Genomic DNA, 20655 nt, shown 5'->3' with positions numbered 1-20655 from the left:
TGCCGCCCCAGCCGGGGAAAATCCCCAGCATCACTTCGGGCAGCGCGAGCGAGGTGCCGGGCTGGTCCGCCACCAGCCGGTAGCGGCAGGCCAGCGCCAGCTCCAGGCCGCCGCCCAGGCAGTGGCCCTGGATCAGCGCCAGCGTCGGATAGCGCACCGCGGCCAGGCGGTTGAAGAGATTCCAGCCGCGCGCGACCAGCGCGCGCGCCTGTTCCGGCGTGTCCAGGCTGGCGAATTCGTTGACATCGGCGCCCACGATGAAGCCCGTGGCCTTGCCGGACTGGATGATCAGCCCCGCGGGCGGGGCCGTGTCCAGCGCATCCAGCACCACCGCCAGCTCGCTCATGGTGTCGGCGGACAAGGCATTGACCGCGCTGCCGGCGCGGTCGAAGGTCAGCCACGCCAGGCCGTCGGTATCGCGGTCCAGGCGCCAGTGGGATAGCGTATCCAGTGTCGTCATGGGCGGTCCTCGTCCAGGGTTTCGACCAGCATCGCGCCGCCTTGGCCGCCGCCGATGCAGATGGCCGCCATGCCGCGCCTGGCGCCGCGGCGCTTCAGGGCCGCGAGCAGGTGCAGCACGATGCGGGCGCCGGAAGCGCCCACGGGATGCCCGATGGCGATTGCGCCGCCATCGACGTTGAGCCGGGCCGGATCGAGGTCGCCCCAGGCCGGCGTGCCGAAATGCTCCTGGCAATAGGCATCGTCGCGCCAGGCCGCCAGGCAGCCTAACACCTGGGCGGCGAAGGCCTCGTTGATCTCCCACAAGTCCAGGTCATTGAGGCCCAGGCCGTGGCGTTGCAGGATGGGTGTGGCCGCATGTACCGGACCCAGGCCCATCTGCGCGGGATCGAGGCCGGCCCACTGGCTGTCGACGATGCGGCCCAGCGGCCGCAAGTTCCATTTGCGCACCGCTTCCTCGGAAGCGAGCGTCAGCATGGCGGCGCCGTCCGTCACTTGCGAGCTGTTGCCCGCGGTGATGTTGCCCCAGGGCTTGTCGAATACGGGTTTGAGCTTGGCGAGTCTTTCGGGCGTGGAGTCGTCGCGCACGCCATCGTCGTCGGGATAGAGCTTGCCTTGCGTGTCGATCAGCGGCGAGATCTCGCCCAGCGCGCCGGCTGCGCGGGCCGCCAGCGCGCGCGCATGGCTCTGGGCCGCATAGGCGTCCATCGCCGCGCGGTCGATGCCGAAGCGGGTCGCGACGTTCTCGGCGGTCTGTCCCATGGACAGGCCGACCACCGGGTCCGTCAGGCCCTTGAGCAGGCCGATGACGGGCACGAGGTTGCGCAGTCGGAAGCGGCCCAATGCCGCGAGCTTGGCGCCCATGCCGCGGGCGGCATACCAACTGGCCAGCCAGCGCACCATCTCGTCCGAGTACAGCACCGGCGCGCGCGACAGGGCATCCGTGCCGCCGGCCAGCACCAGTTCGGAACGGCCGGACTGGATGTTGGCGATGGCGGAATCCAGCGCCTGCATGCCGGATGCGCAATTGCGCATGACGGTCCAGCCCGGCACCTTGTTGCCGCAGCCCAGGCGCAGCGCGATCACGCGGCCGATGTTCACTTCGTCGGGGGACGGCGCGGCGCAGCCCACGATGACCTCGTCCAGGTCCGTGGGCGCATGGGGCTGGCGCAGCAGCAGGGCGCGCCCGGCCTGCACGGCGAGATCGCCGGCGGCGAAGGGGCCTGGGCCGGTGCGCGCCTTCAGGAAAGGCGTGCGGGCGCCGTCGACGACGTAAACCGGTTTGAATGCCATCCGCTGCCTCCTTCAGGCGACCCTGCGTTCGGCCGCGGGGCTGCCCTGGTCCGCGGCGCGCAAGTCAAAGGGAAAATCATCCACTTTCACCACCGTGTCGCGCAAGCGGTTGCGGCGTTTCACCACTGCAAATTCTTCCGGGGTGATGCCGCCGATGGCGAAGGCGGCGTCGGCGATGTCGCGCACATTGGCCTGCGGATTGCCGTCAAGCGCGCCGCGCTTTTCAAGCTCGCGGATCTTGGCTTCGATGGGTTCGGCGTCCAGCGTGGCGGCCAGGGCCAGTTCGATCGCGCCCACGGGTTCGGCTTCGGTCGCCGGCAGATGGCAGCCCGCGGTCAGGCGGTCGCGCGTCGCGCTCGGGTTGATCAGCAGCCGCGCCACGTCCTGCCCCAGTTGGTCGGACGGCAGGGACTGCGTGCGGCCCCAGGGGAAGACCAGGCGGCGCAGGCTCCAGGCCACGAAGCGGTTGGGGTAGTTGTCGAGCACGCCTTCGATGGCTTCCTGCAGCTTGTACAGCGCGTCCTGGATCGACCAGTGGGCCAGCGGCGCATCGGCCGCCTGGCGGCCTTCGTCCTCGAAGCGCTTGAGCGTGGCGCTGATCAGGTACATCTGCGACAGCACGTCGCCCAGGCGCGCCGACAGGCGCTCGCGGCGTTTCAGGCTGCCGCCCAGCACCAGCATGGAGGTATCGGCCAGCAGCGCGAAGGCGGCGCTGTAGCGGCTGAGCAGTTGGTAGTAGCGCTTCATGTCGGGTGCGACGTCGGCGTTGACGCCGACGAAGCGCGCACCGGTGAGCGCGGTGCCCAAGGCGCGCAGCTTGTTCTTCGCGACGAAGGCCACGTGGCCCCAGAAGGCGAGGTCGAAATCGTCCAGGCCGCGCTTGCGGTCGGGCGACTGCGCGGCTTGCATTTCAGCCAGCACGTAGGGATGGCAGCGGATCGCGCCCTGGCCGAAGATGATCAGGCTGCGCGTCAGGATGTTGGCGCCTTCGACGGTGATGCCGATGGGTATCTGCTGATAGGCGCGGCCGAGGAAGTTGGACGGTCCCAGGCAGATGCCCTTGCCGCCGATGACGTCCATGCCGTCGTTGACGACCTGGCGCGCGCGCTCGGTCACGTGGTACTTGACGATGGCGGACACGACTGAGGGCTTTTCGCCCAGGTCCACCGCGCCCGCCGTCATGCTGCGCGCGGCGTCCATCATGTAGGTGTTGCCGCCGATGCGCGCCAGCGCTTCTTCCACGCCTTCGAACTTGCCGACGGGTGTGCGGAATTGGCTGCGCACGCGCGCATAGCCGCCTACCGCCCGCGTCGTCAGCTTGGACATGCCGGTGTTGGACGAGGGCAGCGAAATCGAGCGGCCCGCGGCCAGGCATTCCATCAGCATGCGCCAGCCCTGACCCGCCATGGCCGGGCCGCCGATGATGAAGTCCAGCGGCATGAACACGTCCGTGCCGCGCGTGGGGCCGTTCATGAACATGGCGTTCAGCGGAAAGTGGCGGCGGCCGGTGTCCACGCCGGGATGGTCGTGCGGCACCAGCGCGCAGGTGATGCCCAGGTCTTTCGCGCCGCCCAACAGGCCGTCGGGATCGTACAGGCGGAACGCCAGGCCCAGCAGGGTGCACACGGGCGCCAGCGTGATGTAGCGCTTGTCCCAGGTGACCTTCATGCCTATTACTTCGCGGCCCTGCCATTCGCCCTTGCAGACGATGCCGCTGTCGGGGATGGCGGCGGCGTCGGAACCGGCCCAGGGACTGGTCAGCGCGAAGGCGGGCACTTCCTCGCCGCGCGCCAGGCGCGGCAGATAGTGGTTCTTCTGTTCGTCGGTGCCGTAATGCAGCAGCAGTTCGGCGGGGCCAAGCGAATTGGGCACCATGACCGATACCGCCAGGGCCGACGAGCGCGTGGACAGCTTGGTCACGATTTCGGAGTGGGCATAGGCCGAGAACCCCAGGCCGCCGTATGCCTTGGGAATGATCATGCCCAGGAAACCCTGGGTCTTCAGGTAGCTCCAGACTTCGGCCGGCAGGTCGTAGCTTTCCTGGGTGACGTGCCAGTCGTTGACCATGCGGCAAGCCTCTTCGGCCTGGACGTCGAGAAAGCGCTGTTCGTCATCGTTCAGGCGCGGGCGGGGATAGGCCAGCAGGCGGCTCCAGTCGGGGCGGCCGCGGAACAATTCGCCTTCCCACCAGACCGTGCCCGCTTCGAGCGCATCGCGCTCGGTGTCCGACATCTGCGGCAGCACCTTGCGGTACAGATTGAAGATCGGAGCGGACAGCAGGGCGCGGCGGATGGGACGCACGCCCAGCACGACCGCGGCCAGCAGCGCGACGATGACCAGGGCGAGGATGACTGCGTTCATTTTCTTGTCTCCGTGGAGGTTCTGTTCCGTCTGCGGGCGCGTCGCGCTCAGGGCACCTGCGGCAGCGGCGCGCGCAGGCCGCCGAGCAGGAAGCTCATGAGGCGCGGCAGCAGCAGGTTCGGGTTATCGGGCTGTTCGGCGTCGTCAATGGTCCAGCCGGTGACCGAGCGCAGCAGGTCGGTGCCGATGATGGCGTACGACGTGGCGCCGAGCATGAACTGGAAGCGCCATACGATCTCGGCGCGAGGCACGTCGGGCAGGGCTGCGAACAATGCGTTGCGGTAGCGCTCCAGTACGTCCGCGTATTCCTCCGCGAACAGCGCGCGGATGAAATCCGAGGGGTCGGTCATGGTGCGTTCAAGCAGGGGCAGGAAGGTGCTGCCGGCCTGGGCGGGATCGGCCGCCAGGCGCAGCAACGTGCCGAAAAAAGCGTCCACGATCTGCGACGGCTTGAGGGGTCTGCCTTCGGCTTGCGCCTCCAGTTCATCCAAAAGGCGCAAACGCTCGCGATTCAGCACTTCCAGGCGCCGTTTGAGCACCGCCTGCACGAGTGACTCCTTGGAGCCGAAGTGGTAATTCACCGACGCCAGATTGACGCCGGCGGCCGTGGTGATCTGGCGCATCGAGGTGCCATCGTGTCCCTGCTGGGCAAACAAGGCCTCGGCGGTGTCCAGGATGGATTCACGGGTGAGGGATGGTCTGATTTCTTGCATAAGGTTGAATTCAAACGTTCGTTTAAAAACAATTATGCGTGAGAGATGGCTGAGACGCGAGCCTCGGCTATCCCCAATAGGGTTTACCACTAGCGGCACGCGCGTCGCACATTCTGGACCGGCCGGATTTTCGCCCGGCTCCACCAGAGGGATGACGAATCTCATGCGTAGGTAGTAGCGATTTCCTAGTGTATGCGCATGATTCTGAGCCATTCGTCCTCGGACTGCCGACCTAGGATGAATGTGGTCTGGAAGGGACGCGCAAAACCCCGCAGTATCAGCGCGAAGACAAGAATCTGTCGCGCCCCTGAATACGCACTGGCTAGCCCGTTCGCCGTACCGGACGGAAGGCCGATAAGCCCTGGCACAGGAGCAGGAGAAATGAAAACCTACAGAGTGGGACTGCTGGTTGACGGGTACGAGCAACCCGGCTGGATGCATGAGATGGTGGATTGGCTCAGGCATAGCCAGGATTTTGAAGTCGCTGCTTTGCTGGTGATGAACCTGGAAGGCGGGGATAAGTCTCCTCGCCTGAGTACGCGCGCCCTGTTTGGCGTCTTGTCGCGCCTGGAAGCGCGGCTGTTGCCGGCCAAGCAGCGGCAGGCGCTGGCCTGCCGCGACATGCGCGCAAGCATGCCGCCGGATACGGCCGCCGTCCTGTCGCTGGCGCCTGGCATGCCAGCGGCCGAGGCGCAAAGCCAGGTCGCGGCGCAGGCCCTGGATCTGGTCATCACATTGGGCGCATCGCCGGCCACTCGCGAGCAAATGGCGGGTTGGGCGCGCCTGGGCGTGTGGCAACTGAGTTATTCCGATATTGCGGTGGCGACCAGCCGCTATGCCGGCTTCTGGGAGGTCTTCCAGCGCGAGGACCACACCACGGTGAAACTCTGGCGCGTGGGCGCGCGGGAGGATCAGGACGAACTGCTGGACCAGCGCAGTTTCAACACCGAAGTGTTCTGGTTGAAGAATCAGGCGCGCGCGTTCAGCCTGGGAAATTTCATGGTGTACGACGCGTTGCAGGCGCTGGCCCGCGTCAAGCAAGGCGTGGCGCCGCCCGCCATGCAGATCATGAGCGGCCTGCGGCGCGAGGATCCGGTGGAGTGGGATAGCGCCGCATATATTGCGCGCCAGGCATGGTTAATGTCGGATTTGGTTGTGCGGCGCATCATGAAGCGCAATGTGCGCTGGCGGATCGGTATGTTTCCGTCTGCCCGGCAGCAGGCGGTCGTGTCCGAGGCCATGGTGTTGCAGCCGCCCAAGGGTAGATTCTTCGCAGATCCGTTTGTATATACCCAGGATAAAAAGCCATATATATTTTTTGAGGATTACGATTTTACCTCCCGCAAGGGCACGATCTCGGTCGCGACCTACTCGGACGGGGCTTTCCGCCTGCTGGGGACGGCCTTGAACCTACCCTATCATTTGTCGTTTCCGTATATATTCGAGCACGAAGGCGTTACCTACATGGTGCCGGAAACCTGCGGAAATCGCAGTATAGAGCTATGGAAATGCACCGATTTCCCGCTTAAGTGGGAGCTTGATGTAAATCTCATGACTAATATATCCGCCGTCGATACCATTATTTTCAAGCACGGAGAATATTGGTGGTTATTAACAAATATCGACCGGACCGACGGCCAAAGCCATTGCGATGAGCTCTTCGCGTTTTTCTCGGATTCGCCGCGCTCGACCGAGTGGACGCCGCATGCCTGCAACCCCATCGTCCGCAACCCGATGCGGGCCCGCAACGCCGGAATCGTTGTGTCGCCTGGCGGAGAGGTGATCCGTTGCGCCCAATACCAAGGCTTCTGCCACTACGGCAAGGGCGTGTCGCTGAACCGGATCGAGGAGTTGTCGCCCTCCACCTACGTGGAAACGGACGGCGAAATCCACTACGCGAGCTTCCTGAGAAAACGCCATGCTTCAATGCACCATTGGCATCATCAGGGCGGCCATACGGTATTTGACTTCGCCTATATGGAGTAAATCGTGCCGGAAACGCAAAAATAAAAATGTTACCTATATTTCGATTACGAGAAAGACGCACGGGCTTGATGTGTCCGCGGAAACATATAGACAGTTGTTGCCTTGATTCCGGAACTTCCAGGCCGCGCCCGGCGAATGCCGCGACGCGGCTTTTTTACGGCTGTAACAATGGCCTGCCTTAGCCGGAAGCCCGTGCCCGCACTGCATGTTCCATAGGGAAAGCGCAAGCTCCATATGGGGAATTGCTGGTGAAAACCCTAGCGCCGGAACGGCTGAGGAGCGCGTCTCCTCCGTATTTACGATGATGATTAAGGCTAACGAATGATTTCTGTTTTTGTCGGATTATATCGAGCCGAAACGTCTTGATTTGACAATTTCGAACCATAAGATGGGTCCATGCCATCCGTTATGTTGGCTACCAAAGTCTCCCAGCCCAAATGCCCCGGGCCAGCTTCATTAGATACTCCGGGATATTGCAGACTCGCACTGCGGGGCTGGAAAAAAAATAGTCTTCAGCACAGCGAAGATCCCTTCTAGGCCCGTCGAAAAACCGGGAGGACACCATGGCCAAGATGGTCCTGATTGAAGCCCATCCGCTCCTGCGGTTGGGGTTGTGGCAGATTCTGAGCAAGTTGGATGATGTGTGGGAAATCGAGGGGATGGGTTTGGCTGACATCTCCAAGGCGGACGGCGTGCACGCGGGCGCCGATCTGCTGATCTACGGATTGCCAGTGGATACCGACGAAGCATGGAGCGCGCTGCATGAAATCCAGCGCGTGCTCACGCCCAAGCGGATTCTGCTGCTGACGGACGTGATGCCCCTGCCCATGCCGGTACAGGGCCTGCCCGGGGCCAGCGTCTACGGTTGCCTGATGAAGACGGCTTCGGTGGAGATTCTTGAAGCGGCCATTCGCCTGGTCATGGCGGGCGGGCAGTGCTTCCCCAGCGAACAGGCGTTGCAGGCTCCGGCGCAAGCGGTCTGCGCCTTGCCGGCAAGGGAAGCCGACGATGCCGCCGCCAGCAAGGGCTCCATGCCCGTCAGCGCCGGCGCGCAGCTGTTGCAGATCACGCCGCGCCAATACGAAGTGCTGGTGCTGCTGGCGCGCGGTTATCCGATCAAGACCGTCAGCAGGATGTTGAACATTTCGGTGGCTACGGCCAAGACGCATGCGTGCACGCTCTACCAGCGCTTGCATGTCAAGAACAAGGGCGAAGCCGTATACGCGGCGCTGCAGCGTGGAGCGACCTTGGAATGGCATGAACCCAATGGCAGGGATGTGGACGCCGGGCAGCTCTATGGGCGCAAGCTCGGGTAACCGAGGCAGGTTGCGCTGCCTGCCCGGCAGCCTGGGACGTTCGCGTTCCATTGCTGCCGGGAATGCGCATAGCCATCCTGGCTAATTCATACACAGCAGTATCCGCGGTCGCAGTGCTGCTGCATTCCTCCACCAATCATCCTCCTGAACGAGATTCAGCGAACGTAGCCGCTGATAGCATGGGTTGTGTCCGCAAGTCTGGATCGAGAAGGCGAACCACTCCGCCTCGCCATCGCGATCCAGCGCCGCGGACGAGATTCCCGTGAGGTCGGTGACGCCAGCAGCCTGCCGTTGCAGCAATGATGCGCCAGCGTCATGGGAACCGTGTATGGGCCATGCGTCACAAGGTTCCCCCCGGGATGACAACCGTACTGATCGAAGACTACGCTCTGCTTCGTGTCGCGATCCAGCATGTGCTGGAGCGTGCGCGGAACACCGATGACATTCTGGCCATCTCGCCAGCCCAATTGCTTACCATGTCCAGTTCGATCAACCGCCCAGTCGAGTTGCTGGTGATGGGTTGCAGCGGCCTGGCCGAGCAGGACGTTGGCCTCCTGTCCCAGTCGATGGCGTTCTTCATGCCGCGGCTGGTGCTGGTGCTTTACTCGGTGCTGGACCCGGGCGTCATGGCGGCGTGTGCGCGGGCAGGGGTCGCGGGCTACATGCCCAAGGCTTCCAGCCCCGATGCGCTGGCGGCTGCGGTCAGCCTGGTGATGGCGGGCGGCGAATGCTATCCGCAGCCCGCGGCCCGACCTCAGGGCGCATCGCATTCGCCAACCCAGGAACTGAGGGAATTGACGCAACGGCAGGAAGAGATCCTGCAATTGCTGGTACAGGGCAAGACCATGCGGGAGATCGGCCAGCAGGTCGGCATTTCCGTGGCCACGGTAAAAAGCCATGCGCGCACCCTGTACTGGAAGCTCAACGCGCGCAACCAGGCGGAGGCGGCCTACATCGCGGTGCAGATGGGGCTGGTCAGAAGCGGCAATGGCTCGACGCCAGCCAAGCACGATCCCGACGCGTAGGATGGCGCAAGCGCGGAAGTTCCGATGCAGGAACTCCGCCTTCGGACGCGCGCAAGCCATCGACAAGCGCAGCCAGGAAATTGAGCCCCGCAGGGAGTCGATGGGTCAGGCGCGCGATCAGGCGCCTGTGTTTGCGTCGGATTGCGCCGCGCGGGCGGCACGTTTGCCCTTGGCGCCGATGAGGTTCTCGAATTCCTGTTCGGCCGCAGCGAGCACGCTGTCCACATGCAGGTGCGCCTGCGCATACTGGCGCGCCGCAGCGCCCAGCGTTTCGCGGATCTGCGCGTTGTAGCTGAGCTTGCGCACGGCCTCGGCCATGGCGGCGCCGTCTTCGGGCGGGGTCAGCAGGCCGCAGCGCGCCACCACGCCGGCCAGCTCGGTGCCGGGCGACGCGCCGCACACCACGGGCCGGCCGCTGGCCAGCATGCCGGTCAGTTTGGACGGCATCACCAGGTCGGCGGCGCCAGCGCGTTGCGGCAACAGATGGATGTCGGCGGTGTTCAACAGTTCACCGAGGCGTTCGGCTGGCTGCAGGTCCAGGAAGACGACGCGGGCCAGGCCCTCGCATTGCTGTTGCAACGGCGCGCGCTCGGGCCCCTGGCCGCAGAACACGAACCACAGGCGCGTCTCGCGGCCGAGCCTGCGGGCCACGTCGGCCAGGGTCTGCAAGCCTTGCTTGCCGCCCATGTTGCCCGAGTACAGCGCGACGATGGCGTCGTCCGGTATGCCCAGTTCGGCGCGATACCGGCCGCCGGCTTGCGGCGTGATCGCATCCACGTCGATCCAGTTCGGCAGCAGCACGGCGCGCCCTGGGTCCACGCCCTTGGCCCGTGCCAGGTCCAGCATGCGATTGGAGATGGTGGAGACGCGGTCGAAGCGGCGCATCAGCCAGCGTTCGGCCCTGAGCACCATGGCTCGCAAACGGGCGCCCTTGAGCAGCCCCAGTTCGAAGGCGGCGTCGACTTCGTAGTCCTGGATGTGCAGCCAGGCGCGGGCCCCGCAAAGCCGCGCGGCCAGCCAGGCGGCGGGCGCGCAGAAGAGCGCGGGTTCCACCACCAGGATGATGTCCGGCCGCCCGGCGGCCGCGCGCAACAGCGACGGCAGGCTGGACAGGGCGAAACTGGCCAGGTGTATCAGGCGCTTGAGGCCGCCCGGACGTCCGGGCACCCAGAGCGGGGCGCGGCGCACGGTGACGCCGCGCAGGATTTCCTTGCGGTAGCGGCCGGCGCGGTAGCCCTCATGCACTTGCCATTGCGGGTAGTAGGGCGGGGCCGTCACCACGCTGACCTCGTGGCCGCGCGCGGCCAGCCATTCGGCCAGTTCGGCGCTGTACTTGCCTATGCCGGTGAGTTCGGGCGCGTAGTTGATGCCGTAGATAAGGATTTTCATGCCGGGCCAGCCTGGCGCGGGCGGATGGGACGGCACGGGTTGCCGTGGCAAATCATGGCGGGCGGCATGTTGCGGAACACCGAACTGCGCGCGCCGATCACGGCTTCGCGTCCCACGGTCACGCCGGGGCCGATGAACACGTCGGTCGCCACCCAGGCGCCGTCCTCGATGCGCACCGCGCGCTCGCGCAAGGGGAATTCAGGCTGCCCCGCATCGTGGTCGGCGGCGCACAGGTAACTGCGCTGCGACACCACGGCGTGGGCGCCGATATGGATGGGACCCAGGCTGTAGATGACCGCGTCGTCGCCGATCCAGGCGTAGTCGCCGATTTCGACTTTCCACGGATAGGTCACGGTGGCGGTGGGCCGGATCAGGACCTTGCGGCCGACCTGCGCGCCAAAGCAGCGCAACAGCCAGCGGCGAAAGCCATAGGCCACCTGCGGCGACCAGCGGAACAGCGTCGCTTGCACCGTCCACCAGAGCTGCACGGTCAGGGCGGAGCGGCCGCGCTGGCCAGGCGCCAGCGCGAAACGGTCCAGACGTTGCAGGGCGCTCATTTGGCGGCCCCCGCCACGGCGTCGTCGCGCGCGGCGGCAGCGCTGGCCTGCCGCGCCTTCTGGATTTCCTCGGTCTTGATGCGGATCTGCCAGTAGTACATGGCCCGCGCCACCGCGTAGTCATAGCCGGCCTTGCCGTCCAGGAAGCCCAGACGGAAGACATAGGAATGCAGGAACGAGATGGGCGCCTTGAACGGCATGGCCTGGAAGATGCGCTTGAGCAGGGCGCGCGCGCCCACATTGGCCTCGCGCGGATCGTTCATCAGGCCCTTGGTGCGCAGGTTCGCTTCCCAGTCGGAATAGCGGTTGTGCTTGTCGAAGTAGTGAAACAGCGAATCATGGTCGTTGTGCACCATGCGCTGGCGCAGGGCGAAGGTCTCGCCTTCCACCTGCGGCTGGTAGTGGCCTTCCACTTCCCACATGTGGGCCACGTCCAGGTCGTCGTAGTCCAGGAAGCGCGAGCGGTCGCGGGCCAGCAGCGCCAGCTTGTAGACGCGGTGTCCGTGCTCCAGCTTCTTGCCGCAGAACACGTAGTCGAACGGCACGAAGGCGCCGCCCGCGCCCGCCGCGAAGCGCGGCAGGACTTCACGGATCTCGGCGGCCAGGCCGGGCGTCATCTCTTCGTCCGCGTCCACGTAGAGCACCACGGGATGCGAGAACGGCAGCTGCTCCAGGCACCACTGCTTCTTCTTGGGATACTTGCCGTTCCACTGGAAATTCGAGACCTTGGCGCCCAGCGCCGTCGCCATCGCGCAGGTGGCGTCGGTACTGTTGGAGTCCACCACGAAAACCTCGTCGAATTCGACCAGCGCCTTCAGGCATTTGTTGATGTTGCGTTCCTCGTTCTTCGTCATGACGACGACCGATACCGGTATCTTCTGCATGATGCTGTCCTGTTCAGGGCGTGCCGCGCTGCATCAGCGGGCGGAAGAGGGCGATGACGTTGCGGCAATGCCGTTCCAGGGAAAAGGCGTCGGCGCGTTCGGGCCCCTGGACCGCAAGCCTCTCGCGCATCTCCGCGTCGTAGGCCAGGCGGCGAACCGCCTCGGCCAGGGCGGCTGCGTCGCCCACCGGAACCAGCAAACCATAGCGGCCGGAATCCAGGATTTCGGCGGGGCCATGCGGACAGTCGGTGGAAATGACCGGCACGCCCAGGCATAGCGCTTCCACCAGCACATTGCCGAAGCTCTCGCGCAGGGAAGTCAGGGCGAAGGCGCCGGCGCCCGCGATCACCGGAAACGGGTTGTCGATATGGCCGGCCAGGGTGACCGGGGTGCGGGAGCCGCTTTCATCGATGCGTTTCTGCAGGGCGGCGTGCTCGGACCCTTCGCCCAGGATGGTGAAGCGGATCCCGGGGTCGTCCAGCAGCGTGGCCGCGTCTATCAGCGTGGCATAGTCCTTCACCGCTTCGAGCCGGCCCACGGCCACCACATGGTAGGGCGCGGGTTGCAAGGCTTCGTCCGCGCCGCGGCCGCCCTGCGCGCGGACATTATCCAGCGGCACGCCGTTGTAGATGGTGTGGACCTTGCCGCGCAGCGGCGGAAACATGCTGACCAGGTCTTCCTTGACGCCGCGCGATACGCCGACCACCGCATCGTGGCGGCGGTAGGTCTGGCTGACCAGCCAGCATTTCAGGCGCCGCATGCGCGAGGCGCCGTAATGGATGGCGGGGCTGCTGTGCTCGAAGGCGACCGTGCTGAACTTGCCGCGCAGCAGCTTCTTGGCCACGATGACCAGCATGTTGCACAAGAGGCCGTGCGAGCAGACGATGGCCGGCTTGTCGCGCCGGATCTGCCGGAGCAGCTTGAAGAAGGCCACGGGCAGCATCAGCCGCAGGGCGGCGGGAGATTCGTTGACAGGGAGGGCTCGGGTGACCTTGGGGTTGGAGACGGGGTATTCGCGGATGCGCGAGCGCAGCAGGAACAAGGCGGAATCCACCCCTTGTTCCGGCAAGGCATCCACGATGAAAGCGACACATCTTCCTACGCCGCCGTGCAGGTCTGGCGCAACAAACAAGACATCAGGCATGTGGGATCACTCGAGTTGGCGTCCGGCGCGCAACGTCCGGACGGTGGCTGGGGGCGGATGTCGTTCCTTGTTCTGGCACGGGCATGAGCTGGGCATTGCGCATGAGCGACAGGCAATAGCACAGCAGGAAGCCGGTGAAGGCGGTCTTGGGCGCGTAGGCCAGGCCGCCGGAAAGCGAGTCGATGAAGATGTAGATGGGAGCGGTGGCCAGCAGGTAGCGCCGGTGCAGCTCCAGGCCCGGATGCGCATATCGTCGCAGCAGGGTCAGCAGCAGGATGAGCACGGGCGGCAGCATGATCATGATGGTCCCGACCACGCCGAACTTCATCAGGTAGAAGGCCCAGGAGTTGTGGGCGAAGGTGCTTAGCTCGAAGCCGTTCTCGCCCATGACCCAACTGCGAAAGCCCGCGCCCTTGCCGAACACCGGGCTTTCGGCGAAGAAGTCCATCTGCCCCTGCATTTCCTGGACGCGCGCGCCATAGCTGGAGTCTTCGTCCAGGCGCTCGACGCTGAAGATGCGATTGGTCAAAACGTCCAGGTAGCCGATGCTGGCGAACACCAGCACGCCGGCGACCGCGGCGGGCGCGAAGACCAGGACGGCGCGCCGCCGGATTTCGGGGCCCGCGCCCAGCAGCACGGCGATGATTACCGAGATCGCCAGCTGCAGGTATTGGCTGCGATTCAGTGAAAACACCAGGGCCAGCAGCATGTAGACCGTCAGCGCGTAGGCCTTGGGTCCGGAAACATTGAGGGTGCGCCGGAAGTACAGCAGCGACACCACGCCGAACGGAATGGCCCAGACGCCCAGCCGCACGTTGCGCAGCGGATTCGCCACGCTGAAGCCCTGCAGCTGCTCGGCCAGCATCAGCGTGGCGACGGCCAGGCAAGACGCCACGATGTACTTCTGCAGCACCGCATAGGCCGCCGGACTGTCGATGTCCTTGTAGCAAAGAAAGGGCGTGCACAGGAAATAGAACACGATGCGCAGGTCGCGCGCCACGTCGCCGGTCTCGATGCCCGGGTGGTGTAGCGATACCAGCAGCAGGTAGATCACCGACAGGGCCTGGATACCCAGCAGCATGCCCAGCAGGCCGCGGGGAAGCGCATAGGCCGCGGGGTCCGCGAGCCGCAGCGCCTTGACCACCAGCATGGCGACGAACAGGAAATCGAAGGGCGACAGCTTGAAGCTGCCGACCCCCAGGACGAAGCGGTCGTCGTTCAGGGCCAGCGCCGTGAAGGCGAACAGGCCCAGCAGATGCAGGGTGGAAAGGCGGCGGTGCGTGCTCATTGCGGCTCTTCTCTGTTTGGACGGGCGCTAGTGCGAAGCCCAGTCGTCGCGTCCGAATATCTTGGTGGTCAGCTTTTCGAACAGATAGGACAGGTCTCCTTGGCGCGCATGCGCGGCCACCTTGGACGCGCGGCAGGACAGCTCGAACAGCTTGCCCAGGCCCGGTTCCGTGCGGCGGATGCGCGTGACGATCTGCTCTCGCTCCTCCAGCAGCACGTCCTGCATCAGCGCCGTCTTGGTTTCGTCATGGGCGGTGTACACGCCCATGGCGTCCGGCACGATCAAGTTCTTGCCTTCACGCAGCAACCGGCTCCAGAGTTCCAGGTCCATGCAGTAGCGCATGCTCTCCTGCAGCAGTCCGTACTTCTGCAACAGGTCGCGGCGGAAGATCGCCGACTGGTTCGGGATGGACGCCTTCACTACCGTCAGCGTGCCGCGGTTGACCGGGGTGTAATGGATCTTGCGGAAGATCTTGTTGTCGGCGTCGGCGACGAACAGATTGCCGCTGACGATGGGCGCGCGGCCCTTTGACGCAGCCGCGCCCAGCTTGCGCAAGGCGCCGGGGAAGTACAGGTCGTCGGAGTTCTGCCAGCCCACGTAATCGCCGGTGGCGCGTTCGAAGCCCTTGTTGATGGCATGCGACTGGCCGCGGTCCGGCGTGCTTTCCCAATAGGTCAGATAGCGCTCGTACTTGCGGATGATGTCCACGCTGCCGTCGGTGGAGCCGCCATCGATGATGATGTACTCCAGCCGCGGATAGCCCTGGTTCAGCACGGACAGGATGGTGCGTTCCAGGAAGCGGGCCTGGTTGAACGAGGGTGTCACGATGGTCACTTTCGGCAACAGGCTGCCGGCAATCGGCGCCGGCGGCCGCAACTCGCGGACGAAGTCGATGAGCTGACGTGAATACTCGTTATGACGCTTGCGCATGTAGGACCTCAGCATGTGAGTTAACGGGTGGCCGCAGGCAAGGCGCCCGGAAAGTCGGGCCGGGATTGACGGATGGCGAGGGCCACGCCGGCCAGCGTGATCGCCGCGTAGGCCATGCGGCCCCAGGCCGCGGCGTGCTCGCCCGCCGCGTGTACCAAGCCCGCCATGACGCACAGCATCGCCAGGCCGCCCAGGCCGTTCAGGATGGCGACCGCGCGGGAATTGCCGAGCCCGAGCAGCGAGAAGTGCGCGGCGGCGTTCAGGGACAGCAGCCCCGAGGCCACGATGAGCAATCGGAAGGTGCCCAGATGGCCGCTGGCGACGTTGTCCCCCAGCAGCAGGTTCAAGAGCGGATGGCTGACCGCCAGCACTGCCAGCGTGGCGCTGGCCGACAGCACCAGGTTCCACAGCATCATGCGGCGGATCTCGTGTTCGACCGCGCCAGGGTAGGGCGGCGATACCGACAGGCGGGTGACGCGCGGCATGGCCTTCTGGAAGATGGCGACCGACGCGGTATGGATGATCTGGCCGACCTGCACGCCGACCGTGTAGATCGCGAGCGCCGCCGGCCCCATGAGGCTGCCGACCAGCACCCGGTCCACCGAGCCGAAGGCCAGGGCGCTCAGGCTGTTCAGCCAGGACCAGCGGGAGAACTTGAAGGCGTCCATCATGGCGCCGCGGTCGCGCACCGGGCGCACCAGGATGCGGCCATAGGCGCGCGCGAACACGCGCATCTTCACGCTGCCCGCCACCAGCAGTCCCAGCGCCTGCGCCAGTCCGGTCCAGGTCGGCGAGGCCGTCAGCCAGGCCGTGGCGCAGGCCAGCGCCATGGTGCCGGTGCGGCTGAAGACTTCGCATAGCGCCGTGGCGCGGAAGTCCTCGCGGCCCTTCAGGCAGCCTGAGAACAGCTGGTCATATTGCTGCGTCAGGTAGATGGCCAGCGCGGGCATGGCCAGCATGGTCACTGCCACGCCGCCGAAGGTCGCCTCTGGCCAGCCCAGGCCCACGACGCCCCACAGCAGCACCGCGGCCAGGGTCACGACCGCCAGCGCGCAGCCGATCAGCGACATGCTCACGCCGGCTGCGCGATAGGCGCCGCCCGGCTCGTGCATGCGCTCGGACACCAGCTTGGTCGCGGTCACGGCAGCGCCCAGGTTGGCGGCGTTGCCGAAGCCGGCCAGGGCGATGATCATGGAGTACTGGCCGAAGCCCACGGTCCCCAGCTGCCGGAACAGGATGGGCAGGGCCACCAGCGCCGCGACCGGGCCGATGCCATACTCCACCAGCCCCCAGAAGGAGGCATTGCCGGCGACATGTTTCCTGAGGAATCCGAGCATGGCTGGGGCCTGTAGGCATAAGGGTTCTGGCGAGGCCGTCAGGCCACGGGCAGCGCATGCTGGGTGCGTTCACGCAGGAAATGCCCGTAGGCCAGCGTGATGCCATGCGTCAGCGAGATCTCCGGTTTCCAGCCCAGCGCCTGCACGCGGGCCGAGTCCATCAGCTTGCGCGGCGTGCCGTCGGGCTTGCTGCTGTCGTAGACGATATTGCCTTCGTAGCCGACGACGCGGGCCACCAGCCTGGCCAGGTCGGCGATCGAGATGTCCTGCCCGGCGCCGATGTTGTACATGCCTTCCGCTTGCGGATGCTCCATCAGCATGACGCAGGCCTGGGCCAGATCGTCCACGTACAGGAACTCGCGCAGCGGCGCGCCGGTGCCCCAGATCGACACGCTTTCCTGGCCGGCTTCCCGGCCTTCGTGGAACTTGCGGATCAGCGCGGGCAGCACATGGCTGCTTTGCAGGTCGTAGTTGTCATGCTGGCCATACAGATTGGTCGGCATGGCGCAGATGAAGCGCGCGCCGAATTCGCGCTGGTAAGCCTCGCACAGCTTCAAGCCCGCGATCTTGGCGATGGCGTAAGGTTCGTTGGTGGCTTCCAGCGGCCCCGTCAGCAAGGCGTCCTCGCGGATCGGTTGCGGAGCTTCGCGCGGGTAGATGCATGACGAACCCAGAAACAGCAGCTTGCGCACTCCGGCCGCATAGGCGGCGCGGATCACGTTGCACTGGATCATCAGGTTCTTGTACAGGAACTCCACCGGATGCGTCTGGTTGGCCAGGATGCCCCCGACCTTGGCCGCGGCCAGGTACACCACGTCGACCGGGGTGGTCGAGAAGAAGCGGTTGACCTGGTTCTGGTTCTCCAGATCCAGCTCGTCCCGGCCGCGGGTCAGCACGTTGCGGTAGCCGCGGCGCTGCAGTTCGCGGGTGATCGCGGCGCCCACCATGCCGCGATGGCCCGCGACGAAGACGCGTTGCTCCAGGTTCGTCATGTCGTGCTACTCCTTGTAGGCGTAGATTTCGTAGCCGTTCTGCTCGACCAGGGCATCGCGCCGCGCGTCGCGCAGATCGCTTTCGACCATTTCCTTGACCAGTTGCGCGAAGGAGGTGCGGGGCGACCATCCCAGCTTTTCGCGCGCCTTGGTCGGGTCGCCCAGCAGGGTTTCCACCTCCGTCGGACGGAAGTAGCGCGGATCGACCCGGACGATGACCTGGCCCGGCTTGATGTCATGCACCGGCGAGAACAGCACGGTGGCGGTCTCTTCCAGGCCTTCGCCTTCCCAGGCCAGCAGGATGCCCAGCTCGCGCGCCGCCGTATTGATGAATTCGCGCACGCTGTACTGCATGCCGGTGGCGATGACGTAGTCCTCGGGCGTGTCCTGTTGCAGCATCAGCCACTGCATTTCGACGTAGTCGCGGGCATGGCCCCAGTCGCGCAGCGCGGACAGGTTGCCCAGGTACAGGCATTCCTGCAGGCCGAGCACGATGCGGGCCAGGCCGCGGGTGATCTTGCGCGTGACGAAGGTCTCGCCGCGCTTGGGCGATTCGTGGTTGAACAGGATGCCGTTGCAGGCATACATGCCATAGGCTTCGCGGTAGTTCACGCTGATCCAGTAGGCATACAGCTTGGCCGCCGCGTACGGGCTGCGCGGGTAGAACGGCGTGGTTTCCTTCTGCGGCGTTTCCTGCACCAGGCCATACAGCTCGGAGGTGGAGGCCTGATAGAAACGTGCCTTGTTTTCCAGCTTCAGGATACGGATGGCTTCCAGCAGGCGCAGGGTGCCCAGGCCGTCGGCGTTGGCCGTGTACTCGGGTTCCTCGAACGAGACGCCGACATGGCTTTGGGCGGCCAGGTTGTAGATCTCGTCGGGCTGCACCGACTGCACGATGCGGATCAGGCTGCAAGAGTCGGTCATATCGCCGTGATGCAGCACGAAATTGCGGGGCTGGTCATGCGGATCCTGGTACAGATGGTCGATCCGCGCGGTATTGAACAGCGAAGCGCGCCGCTTGATGCCGTGGACCTCATAGCCCTTGGCCAGCAGAAACTCCGCCAGATAGGCCCCGTCTTGGCCAGTAACGCCGGTAATCAGTGCCCGTTTTGGCATGGTTGTATCCTTAAGACTTAGTGACTGCACGAAAGGAGCCGAAGGCTGCGGTACCAATGTGCAATGAGATTACTGTTGCACCAGCCGCGGAGATATCGGCCAAAAGGTCTAATAAATCAGCCTGTCGATACGGAAAAAAGGACTGGATTGCTTCATCCAAAGCGCCCAGGGCCGCCACCCCCAGCAGGGCCGTCAGTCCGGGACGCCGGTTGACCGAGAAATAGATCAAGGTGGTCAGGAAGGCGTAAGCCGCAAGATGCAGGCGCTTGTCCCCAAAGGCGTCCGACATCTCGGCGGCCAGGCCCGGCAGGTTGCCCACCGTCACCAGCACGGCGAAGAACAGGCCTGCAAAGGGCAGGCAGATCCGCGCCATGCCTGGCCTGAAGAAAGACTCCTTCTCGGAGGCGGGCAAGCGCGCGCGGCGTGGAGGCTCCTCACACTCGGCCATACATGTCCTGGAATCTGACGATGTCGTCCTCGCCCAGGTAGGCCCCCGATTGCACCTCGATGATTTCCAGCGGGATCTTTCCTGGATTCTCCAGGCTGTGGATCTCGCCCAGGGGGATGTAAGTCGACTGGTTTTCGGTCAGCAGGTACTGCTTGTCGCCGTTGTAGATGCGCGCCGTGCCCGACACCACGATCCAGTGTTCCGCGCGGTGGTGGTGCATCTGCGAGGACAGGCGCGCCCCGGGCTTCACCGTGATGCGCTTGACCTGGTAGCGCGGACCCTGGCCCACCGAGTCATAGGATCCCCAGGGCCGCTGCACCTCGCGGTGATGGTTGAGCTCCGAGCGGTGCTGCGTCTTGAAGATCTCGACCAGCCGCTTGACGTCCTGCGAGCGCGATTTGTGCGCCACCAGTACGGCGTCGGCGGTTTCGATCACGACGATGTCGTCCAGGCCCACCGAGGCGACCAGCCGGCTGGTGGAGTGGATCAGGCAGTTGCGCGAATCCTCCACCATGACGTCGCCGGTGGTGGAGTTGCCTTCCTCCGTCTTCTGGGCGATACCCCAGACCGCGTCCCAGGCGCCGACGTCGCTCCACGAGGCGGCCAGGGGGATAACCACGGCGCTGTCGGTACGCTCCATGATGGCGTAGTCCATGGAATCGCTGGGGCAGGCTTCGAACGACGGTCCGTCCAGGTGGAACAGCGCATTCTCGCCGTGTCCGATGGCCACTGCCGCCTGCACCTGTTCCAGCATCTTGGGCGCCAGGCGCGCCATTTCCGACAGGAACACCGAGGCCTGGAAGGCGAACATGCCGCTGTTCCAGTAGTAACCGCCATCGTCGATGAATCGTTGCGCGACTTCGGGCGAGGGTTTTTCGACGAAGCGGCGTACCCGGCGCGCGGGCGCCATGACGCCGGGGTCGTCCGCCTGGATATAGCCATAGCCGCTAAGCGGCGCGGTGGGCTTGATCCCGAACGTCACCAGCGCACCCTGCAGGGCGGCCTGGTAGGCCTCGGCGAAGGCGGCGCGCAGCACCTCGCCATCTTCCAGCACGTGATCCGACGGCATGATCAGCATGATCGGATCCTCGCCGTCGCGCATGGCGCGCAGGGTGGCGGCGGCGATGGCTGGCGCCGTGTTGCGGGCGAACGGCTCCAGGATCACTTCCACGTCCTTGATATCCAGCTCCAGCGCCTGCTCCGCCGCGATGTAGCGGTGCGCGTCGTTGCATACCAGGGTAGGCCGGGCCTCGGCGCCGGCCGATCCCAGCCGCAGCAGGGTGTTCTGCAGCAGGCTGCGGTCATCGGTCAAACGGATGAACTGCTTCGGCAGCAGTTCGCGCGACAGCGGCCACAGGCGCGAGCCTGAACCGCCGCAGAGTATGACTGCCCGGTACGGGGGAGGGGGGGTGGTCAT

Annotated in this window: 18 protein-coding genes; 3 read left to right on the top strand and 15 right to left on the bottom strand. The window is 65.2% G+C overall.

What is annotated here, in order from left to right; all coding sequences use genetic code 11:
* The 4 genes from AC6LKD_RS25395 to AC6LKD_RS25380 all read right to left on the bottom strand — a co-directional run.
* Window positions 1-460: enoyl-CoA hydratase-related protein (locus tag AC6LKD_RS25395; RefSeq protein ID WP_498117812.1), on the bottom strand; the 460-nt coding region annotated here is incomplete at its 3' end.
* A complete protein-coding gene (locus AC6LKD_RS25390) occupies window positions 457-1752 on the bottom strand; it encodes an acetyl-CoA C-acetyltransferase (protein ID WP_498117811.1) in 1296 nt (431 codons plus the stop codon). The genes AC6LKD_RS25395 and AC6LKD_RS25390, both read right to left, overlap by 4 nt.
* A 12-nt stretch (window positions 1753-1764) precedes the next feature.
* On the bottom strand, window positions 1765-4113 hold the full coding sequence (locus tag AC6LKD_RS25385; RefSeq protein WP_498117810.1) for an acyl-CoA dehydrogenase: 2349 nt from the start codon (window positions 4111-4113) through the stop codon (window positions 1765-1767).
* Between the two features lie 47 nt (window positions 4114-4160).
* The gene (locus AC6LKD_RS25380; RefSeq protein WP_013395122.1) at window positions 4161-4826 is read right to left on the bottom strand and encodes a TetR/AcrR family transcriptional regulator; all 666 of its coding nucleotides are present in this window, start codon (window positions 4824-4826) and stop codon (window positions 4161-4163) included.
* Between the two features lie 381 nt (window positions 4827-5207).
* Between AC6LKD_RS25380 and AC6LKD_RS25375 the strand changes: the two genes are divergently transcribed.
* From AC6LKD_RS25375 to AC6LKD_RS25365, 3 genes are all read left to right on the top strand, one after another.
* Window positions 5208-6812 (top strand): glucosamine inositolphosphorylceramide transferase family protein, encoded by a 1605-nt coding sequence (locus tag AC6LKD_RS25375; protein WP_498117809.1) that lies wholly within the window; start codon window positions 5208-5210, stop codon window positions 6810-6812.
* Between the two features lie 563 nt (window positions 6813-7375).
* Window positions 7376-8128: a response regulator transcription factor gene (locus AC6LKD_RS25370; RefSeq protein WP_492276296.1), complete on the top strand. Its 753-nt coding sequence runs from the start codon at window positions 7376-7378 to the stop codon at window positions 8126-8128.
* Window positions 8129-8487: 359 nt separating this feature from the next.
* Window positions 8488-9153 (top strand): response regulator transcription factor, encoded by a 666-nt coding sequence (locus tag AC6LKD_RS25365; RefSeq protein WP_498117808.1) that lies wholly within the window; start codon window positions 8488-8490, stop codon window positions 9151-9153.
* 117 nt (window positions 9154-9270) lie between these two features.
* Here AC6LKD_RS25365 and AC6LKD_RS25360 read toward each other — a convergent pair whose 3' ends face one another.
* The 11 genes from AC6LKD_RS25360 to AC6LKD_RS25310 form a co-directional block, all read right to left on the bottom strand.
* Entirely contained in the window at window positions 9271-10542 is a 1272-nt protein-coding gene (locus tag AC6LKD_RS25360; protein WP_498117807.1) for a glycosyltransferase WbuB, read from the bottom strand.
* Entirely contained in the window at window positions 10539-11099 is a 561-nt protein-coding gene (locus AC6LKD_RS25355) for a putative colanic acid biosynthesis acetyltransferase (RefSeq protein ID WP_013395117.1), read from the bottom strand. Before AC6LKD_RS25355 ends, AC6LKD_RS25360 begins: the two co-directional genes overlap by 4 nt.
* Entirely contained in the window at window positions 11096-11983 is an 888-nt protein-coding gene (locus AC6LKD_RS25350; protein WP_498117806.1) for a glycosyltransferase family 2 protein, read from the bottom strand. The genes AC6LKD_RS25355 and AC6LKD_RS25350 overlap by 4 nt, the downstream gene beginning before the upstream one ends.
* A 13-nt stretch (window positions 11984-11996) precedes the next feature.
* Window positions 11997-13127: a glycosyltransferase gene (locus AC6LKD_RS25345; protein ID WP_492276293.1), complete on the bottom strand. Its 1131-nt coding sequence runs from the start codon at window positions 13125-13127 to the stop codon at window positions 11997-11999.
* Window positions 13120-14415, bottom strand: coding sequence for an O-antigen ligase family protein (locus AC6LKD_RS25340; protein WP_498117805.1), 1296 nt, complete (start codon window positions 14413-14415; stop codon window positions 13120-13122). Before AC6LKD_RS25340 ends, AC6LKD_RS25345 begins: the two co-directional genes overlap by 8 nt.
* Before the next feature lie 27 nt (window positions 14416-14442).
* Window positions 14443-15345 carry a glycosyltransferase family 2 protein gene (locus AC6LKD_RS25335; RefSeq protein WP_013395113.1) on the bottom strand — a complete coding sequence of 301 codons (903 nt, stop codon included), beginning with the start codon at window positions 15343-15345 and terminating at the stop codon, window positions 14443-14445.
* 20 nt (window positions 15346-15365) lie between these two features.
* Complete coding sequence (locus tag AC6LKD_RS25330) at window positions 15366-16682, bottom strand: lipopolysaccharide biosynthesis protein (RefSeq protein ID WP_013395112.1); 1317 nt, start codon at window positions 16680-16682, stop codon at window positions 15366-15368.
* A 38-nt stretch (window positions 16683-16720) separates the two neighbouring features.
* On the bottom strand, window positions 16721-17674 hold the full coding sequence (locus AC6LKD_RS25325; protein WP_013395111.1) for a GDP-L-fucose synthase family protein: 954 nt from the start codon (window positions 17672-17674) through the stop codon (window positions 16721-16723).
* Between the two features lie 6 nt (window positions 17675-17680).
* On the bottom strand, window positions 17681-18790 hold the full coding sequence (gmd, locus tag AC6LKD_RS25320; protein WP_013395110.1) for a GDP-mannose 4,6-dehydratase: 1110 nt from the start codon (window positions 18788-18790) through the stop codon (window positions 17681-17683).
* Between the two features lie 10 nt (window positions 18791-18800).
* A complete protein-coding gene (locus AC6LKD_RS25315) occupies window positions 18801-19163 on the bottom strand; it encodes a VanZ family protein (RefSeq protein ID WP_013395109.1) in 363 nt (120 codons plus the stop codon).
* 61 nt (window positions 19164-19224) lie between these two features.
* Window positions 19225-20655, bottom strand: coding sequence for a mannose-1-phosphate guanylyltransferase/mannose-6-phosphate isomerase (locus AC6LKD_RS25310; RefSeq protein ID WP_498117804.1), 1431 nt, complete (start codon window positions 20653-20655; stop codon window positions 19225-19227).

The sequence above is a fragment of the Achromobacter sp. D7-1 genome (assembly GCF_059760445.1).
Note: the sequence above shows the minus strand (reverse complement) of the source record. Positions and strands in the feature narration are given on the sequence as shown.

Coding starts and splice junctions, on each gene's coding strand:
- AC6LKD_RS25390 (WP_498117811.1), bottom strand. CDS start 1,752: ATGGCATTCAAACCGGTTTACGTCGTCGACGGCGCCCGCACGCCTTTC.
- AC6LKD_RS25385 (WP_498117810.1), bottom strand. CDS start 4,113: ATGAACGCAGTCATCCTCGCCCTGGTCATCGTCGCGCTGCTGGCCGCG.
- AC6LKD_RS25380 (WP_013395122.1), bottom strand. CDS start 4,826: ATGCAAGAAATCAGACCATCCCTCACCCGTGAATCCATCCTGGACACC.
- AC6LKD_RS25375 (WP_498117809.1), top strand. CDS start 5,208: ATGAAAACCTACAGAGTGGGACTGCTGGTTGACGGGTACGAGCAACCC.
- AC6LKD_RS25370 (WP_492276296.1), top strand. CDS start 7,376: ATGGCCAAGATGGTCCTGATTGAAGCCCATCCGCTCCTGCGGTTGGGG.
- AC6LKD_RS25365 (WP_498117808.1), top strand. CDS start 8,488: ATGACAACCGTACTGATCGAAGACTACGCTCTGCTTCGTGTCGCGATC.
- AC6LKD_RS25360 (WP_498117807.1), bottom strand. CDS start 10,542: ATGAAAATCCTTATCTACGGCATCAACTACGCGCCCGAACTCACCGGC.
- AC6LKD_RS25355 (WP_013395117.1), bottom strand. CDS start 11,099: ATGAGCGCCCTGCAACGTCTGGACCGTTTCGCGCTGGCGCCTGGCCAG.
- AC6LKD_RS25350 (WP_498117806.1), bottom strand. CDS start 11,983: ATGCAGAAGATACCGGTATCGGTCGTCGTCATGACGAAGAACGAGGAA.
- AC6LKD_RS25345 (WP_492276293.1), bottom strand. CDS start 13,127: ATGCCTGATGTCTTGTTTGTTGCGCCAGACCTGCACGGCGGCGTAGGA.
- AC6LKD_RS25340 (WP_498117805.1), bottom strand. CDS start 14,415: ATGAGCACGCACCGCCGCCTTTCCACCCTGCATCTGCTGGGCCTGTTC.
- AC6LKD_RS25335 (WP_013395113.1), bottom strand. CDS start 15,345: ATGCGCAAGCGTCATAACGAGTATTCACGTCAGCTCATCGACTTCGTC.
- AC6LKD_RS25330 (WP_013395112.1), bottom strand. CDS start 16,682: ATGCTCGGATTCCTCAGGAAACATGTCGCCGGCAATGCCTCCTTCTGG.
- AC6LKD_RS25325 (WP_013395111.1), bottom strand. CDS start 17,674: ATGACGAACCTGGAGCAACGCGTCTTCGTCGCGGGCCATCGCGGCATG.
- gmd (WP_013395110.1), bottom strand. CDS start 18,790: ATGCCAAAACGGGCACTGATTACCGGCGTTACTGGCCAAGACGGGGCC.
- AC6LKD_RS25315 (WP_013395109.1), bottom strand. CDS start 19,163: ATGGCGCGGATCTGCCTGCCCTTTGCAGGCCTGTTCTTCGCCGTGCTG.
- AC6LKD_RS25310 (WP_498117804.1), bottom strand. CDS start 20,655: ATGACCACCCCCCCTCCCCCGTACCGGGCAGTCATACTCTGCGGCGGT.